The sequence below is a fragment of the candidate division WOR-3 bacterium genome, from assembly GCA_016867815.1.
Lineage (GTDB): Bacteria > Hydrothermota > Tepidihabitantia > Tepidihabitantales > Tepidihabitantaceae > UBA2258.
Map to the genome: position 1 here is coordinate 1 of VGIR01000137.1, position 5,176 is coordinate 5,176.

Consider the following 5,176-nt stretch of genomic DNA (forward strand, 5'->3'; position numbering starts at 1 on the left):
GTGCCCGCTGGAGGCGGAGCGCTGCGTTGGGAGGCAGGCACACAGGGCAGACAGTTTGATTCCCCCATCCTGACGCGCCGGGAGGAGCGCCATCCAGAGCCGGGAAACCGAGGCTGCAAGTCTGGTTCCGAGTGGGCGGGAATCTGAAAGGGCAGCGGCTCCCAAACTTGGGCTCTCTGGGTTCCGGTTCGGACCTCCGATTCCGACTCGGCAGGCGCGTGGCTTGACTTCCGGGAGGGTTTTGGGATTCTGATTGCGCGTGGCGTATTTCCTCCAGCAGTTGATAAACGGACTGCAGCTTGGTTTCGTCTACGCTTTGATCGCGCTGGGGTACACGATGGTCTACGGCATCGTGCGGCTGATCAATTTCGCGCACGGTGACGTGTTCATGGTGGGCGCCTACGTAGGCTTCTACGCGCTGGCGAGTTGGAAGCTGCCCTGGCCGCTCGCCATCGTGGCGGCCATGGCCGGGTGCGCCGCGCTGGGGATGTTCATCGAGCGGGTGGCCTACCGCCCGTTGCGTAGTGCCCCGCGCATTTCCGCCCTGATAACCGCGATGGGCGTCTCGCTCTTCCTTGAGTACTTCACCAGCCTGAGGTTCGTTTTCGGGCCGGACTACCGGGCCTTCCCAAGGCCGTTTGCGGTCACGTCGTTTGACGTGGGCGGGGTCTCGATCAGTAACATCCAGATAATCGTCTTCGCGGTCTCGACCGTGCTGATGGTGGGGCTGACCCTGTTCGTGAACAAGACTCGGACCGGTCTCGCGATGCGGGCGGTATCCTACGACCATAACACGGCGCGGCTGATGGGCGTGAACGTGGACTGGATCATCTCGGTGACGTTCGGGGTGGGCTCGGCGCTGGCCGGGGCCGGCGGCGTGCTCTATGGCATAGCCTACCCGCAGATCAATCCGTTCATGGGCGTGATGCCAGGTCTCAAGGCGTTCGTGGCGGCAGTGCTGGGCGGAATCGGCGTGATTCCCGGGGCGATGCTCGGCTCGGTTATCATGGGCGTGGTCGAAACGTTCACCTCCGCCTACGTTTCCTCGACCCTTCGCGACGCGGTGGCCTTCGGGGTCCTGATACTGGTGCTGCTGGTGCGTCCGGCCGGGATCCTGGGCAAGCCGAGCAGGGAAAAGGTCTAGAGGGCAATTCCCAATGGTCAATTCTCAACTCCCAACGAAACCCCAATGGAAGGAAATGACCAGGCACTCATCTGGCATTCTGGCATTCGTTGGGAATTGGCAACTGGGAATTGGGCATTCCGACATATGAGCACGCGCAGGGGCCTCGGAGCCGGTGTGGTTGCGCTGCTGGTCGCGGTTGCGGTGTTCGCCGCAGTCGAAGCGCTCATCCTCTCAGGCGCGCTGAATCCCTATTGGCAGCAGATCATCTGTCTGGCCGGGATCGTGACCATATCGGCTCTCGGACTGAATCTCATCTACGGCTACACCGGGCAGTTTTCGCTCGGCCACGCCGCGTTCTACGGTATCGGAGCCTACACTGCCGCGCTTGTGACCCGAGGCATCGGCAGCCACAGCCCGGCTATCCTGCCGCTCAGCCTGGTCGCCGGGGCCGTGCTAGCCGGTCTCGTCGCCCTGCTGATCGGGCTGCCGATACTCAGGCTCAAGTCCGACTACCTGGCAATCGCAACGCTTGGCTTCGGTGTGATCGTGAAGGTGCTGCTGGATAATGCCGACATGGCTATCCCGATGATGGGCGGTTCCCGGGGCATGAGCGCGATTCCCAGGCTGACCAGTTTTCTCTGGGTGTTCCCGCTGGCCGTAGTGGCGCTGGTGGTGCTGCGCAACATCGTCTACTCGGGTATCGGCCGGGCCCTGATTTCGGTGCGCGAGGACGAGCTCGCGGCCGAGGCGGTCGGCATTGACAGCACGCGGTACAAGACCCTGGGGTTTGTCATCGGCTGTATGTATGCGGGCGTAGCCGGCGGCCTGTACGCGCACCTGTTCACGTTCCTGCACCCGTCCAACTTCGACTTCCTGAAGTCCATCGACGTGCTACTGGTCGTGGTGCTGGGCGGACTAGGCAGCATGTCCGGCACCATCGTTGCCGCGGTCGCGTGGACGTTCCTGCTCGAGGGATTGAGGATCGTACTGCCTCCGGCAGTGCAGGACTGGCGCTGGGTCATCTACCCGCTGCTCTTGATTGTGTTCATGCTGGTCCGGCCGGGCGGCATATTCGCAGGGATGGAGTTCAGGTTCCTGAGAGCGAGGAAATGATGAAGATCGAAACCCGAATCAAGCTCGAATGAAGGACAAAGCCCGATTTGGGATTCGGATTTCGAGCTTCATTCGTCATTCGAGCTTCGGGCTTCGGACTTGAGGCCCCTATGAGTGTCGTGCTTGAGACCAAGTCCTTGACTAAGTCCTTCGGCGGGCTGGTGGCCGTGCGCGATTTCACGATGTCAGTTGCCGAGAACGAGCTGGTCGGCCTCATCGGGCCGAACGGGGCCGGCAAGACCACCGTGTTCAACCTGGTAACGGGCATGTATGTACCGACCGCGGGCGAGATACGGTTCAAAGGCGCCGACATCGGTGGGATGAAGCCGTACCGGATCTATCAGTGCGGGATTGCCCGTACCTTCCAGAACATCCGGCTGTTCAAGCAGCTATCGGTCCTCGACAACATCCGCGTGGCTCACCATCACCGCGGCGGGGCCGGGCTGTTGAGTACGGTTCTGCGCGGGCCGAGGTTCAGGCGGGAAGAGCGGCAGGTGACCGAACGGGCAACCGAGCTGCTCTCGATTCTCGGCCTCGAGGGCAGGCGGGATGAGTTGGCGCGAAACCTGCCCTACGGCGAGCAGCGGCGGGTCGAGATCGCCCGCGCGCTGGTGTCCGACCCGAAGCTGCTGCTGTTGGACGAACCGGCAGCCGGGATGAACCCTTTCGAGGTAGGCAGCCTGATGGAACTCATCCGGTTCGTGAAGGAGCGGTTCAAGCTGACGGTGCTGCTGATCGAACACCAGATGAAGGTCGTGATGGGTGTGTGCCAGCGGGTCGTGGTGATGGACTTCGGCGAGGTCATCGCCCAGGGCGCACCAGAGGTGATTCGAGAGGACCCGAAGGTGATAGAGGCTTACCTAGGCAAATGACGAAGTTCGAAGTACGAATGACGATTGAAACCCGAATCGAGGAGAAGTCCGAATCGGCAATTCGAGCTTCGAGCTTCGTCATTCGAGCTTCCGCCGAGGAGTCTACGTGCTTCTGAGAGTTAAGGACCTTGCCGTTGACTATGGCGCGATCCGGGCGCTGCACTGCGTCTCGTTCGAGGTGAATGAGGGCGAGATTGTCACTCTGGTCGGGGCCAACGGCGCGGGCAAGAGCACAACACTTCGCACCATTTCCGGGCTGCTGAAGCCGTCCGAGGGAGAGATTGTCTTCGATGGCGGGCGGATTGACGGCATGGCCGGGCACGAGGTGGTGAAGCTCGGCATTGCCCACGTGCCGGAGGGCAGGCAACCCTTCGCCTACCTGACCGTGCATGAGAACCTTCTGCTTGGAGCGTACCACCGGCCGCGGGGAGAAGCAGCCGAATCAATGGAAAGGGTGTTCAGGTCATTCCCAAGGCTCAAGGAACGGCTGGGCCAGACCGCGGGAACGCTGTCGGGCGGCGAACTCCAGATGCTCGCGATGGGACGCGGGCTGATGGCGCGGCCGAAGTTGCTGATGCTCGATGAACCTTCGATGGGACTGTCGCCAATACTGGTGCGAGAGATATTCGACATCATCCGTGAGATCAACCGCCAGGGCACGGCCATCCTGCTGATCGAGCAGAACGCGTTCATGGCCCTGCAGGTTGCGCAGCGGGCCTATGTGCTGGAAACCGGCAAGGTAGTGCTGTCCGGCCCGGCCGCTGAGCTGCTGCGGGATCAGAGAGTCAAAGCAGCATACCTAGGCGAATGACGAATGACGAATTCCGAATGACGATTGAAACCCGAATGGAGGAGAAGTCCGAATTGGTCATTTGGGCTTCGTCATTGATTCGTCATTCGAGATTCGGAATTCGGACTTGAGAACGGCGAGTCGGCTCTGGGTGTGGCTCGTCGTGCCCCTCGTCTTCGCCGTCTATCTCCTCACTCTCTCGCCGACCGTCGGCCTGATTGACTCGGGCGAGCTGGCAGCGGGGTGCTACCTGCTGAACATCCTGCATCCGACCGGATACCCGCTGTACACGATGCTGGGTCGACTCGCGACGCTGGTGCCGGTCGCAATGGTTGTGAACCGCGTGGCGGCACTGAGCGCGTTGCTTGCGGCCGCGGGCGTCGGGTTGCTGCTGCTGCTCGGTCTGCGGCTGGGGATCTCGCGGAGCGTGGCCGGTGCCAGTGCGCTGCTGCTGGGGTTCTCGTTTCCCGTGTGGGCGGTGGCGGTGGACGTCGAGGTCTACAGCCTGACGTTAGTGTTGGTTCTGCTTCTCTGGCTGTCCGCCGAGTCGGTCGACAAGGGAGGGCCGCTGTTCATTCTGGCATACCTCTCCGGACTGGCTCTGACCAACCACATGTCCGCGGCAAGCACGGTCCTGGGCGTGGCGCTGGCTGTCGTTCTCGCGTATCGGCGAGAACTGGTGCGTCGGGTCCCGGTGCTGGCGGTGCTATTTCTGCTCGGCATTTCTCCCTATCTGTTTCTCGTTCTCCGCACACGCGCCGGGCCGTTGCTGGCATGGGGCAACCCATACAGTCTGGAGCGGTTCTGGTGGCACGTGACCGGCAAGCAGTACCAGGTCTGGATGTTCTCGCAGTCCTTCGGCGAGGTGATGCGCAATGCCGGGCGAGGTGCGGGACTGCTGGCCCGCAGCTTTCTGTACGTGCTGGTTCCGATCGTGTTCTACGGGGCGGTGCGACTGTTCCGGCAGAGGCGGGGGCTTGCCATCGGTCTCGCGGTCTCCGCCATCGTCGCGTTCGCGTACGCGGTCAACTACTCGATTCCCGACATCGAGTCCTACTACCTGCCCTGCCTGGTCACGCTCGCGGTATTCGGCATGGTGGGACTGGATGGGATACTGGCGAATGTCGAACGTAGAATGTCGAATGTGGGAACGGTAGCGAGGGCAGTTGTGCGGCAGGCACCCTGGCTTGCCGGGATTCTCGCCCTGCTTCTTAACTTCCGGGTTGCGGGCAAGCAGGGAGACTACGTCGCCTATGATTGCGCGCTGAACACCCT

5 protein-coding genes are annotated in these 5,176 nt (G+C 62.0%); all 5 read left to right on the forward strand.

Annotated features, from left to right (window positions below):
• Nucleotides 1-259 precede the first annotated feature (259 nt).
• Complete coding sequence (locus FJY68_13230) at nt 260-1,144, forward strand: branched-chain amino acid ABC transporter permease (protein ID MBM3332787.1); 885 nt, start codon at nt 260-262, stop codon at nt 1,142-1,144.
• A 126-nt stretch (nt 1,145-1,270) separates the two neighbouring features.
• The gene (locus FJY68_13235) at nt 1,271-2,239 is read left to right on the forward strand and encodes a branched-chain amino acid ABC transporter permease (GenBank protein ID MBM3332788.1); all 969 of its coding nucleotides are present in this window, start codon (nt 1,271-1,273) and stop codon (nt 2,237-2,239) included.
• Nucleotides 2,240-2,349: 110 nt separating this feature from the next.
• Nucleotides 2,350-3,111, forward strand: a complete 762-nt coding sequence (locus FJY68_13240) for an ABC transporter ATP-binding protein (protein MBM3332789.1) — start codon at nt 2,350-2,352, stop codon at nt 3,109-3,111.
• Nucleotides 3,112-3,217: 106 nt separating this feature from the next.
• Nucleotides 3,218-3,922 carry an ABC transporter ATP-binding protein gene (locus tag FJY68_13245; protein MBM3332790.1) on the forward strand — a complete coding sequence of 235 codons (705 nt, stop codon included), beginning with the start codon at nt 3,218-3,220 and terminating at the stop codon, nt 3,920-3,922.
• Between the two features lie 106 nt (nt 3,923-4,028).
• Nucleotides 4,029-5,176: DUF2723 domain-containing protein (locus FJY68_13250; protein ID MBM3332791.1), on the forward strand; the 1,148-nt coding region annotated here is incomplete at its 3' end.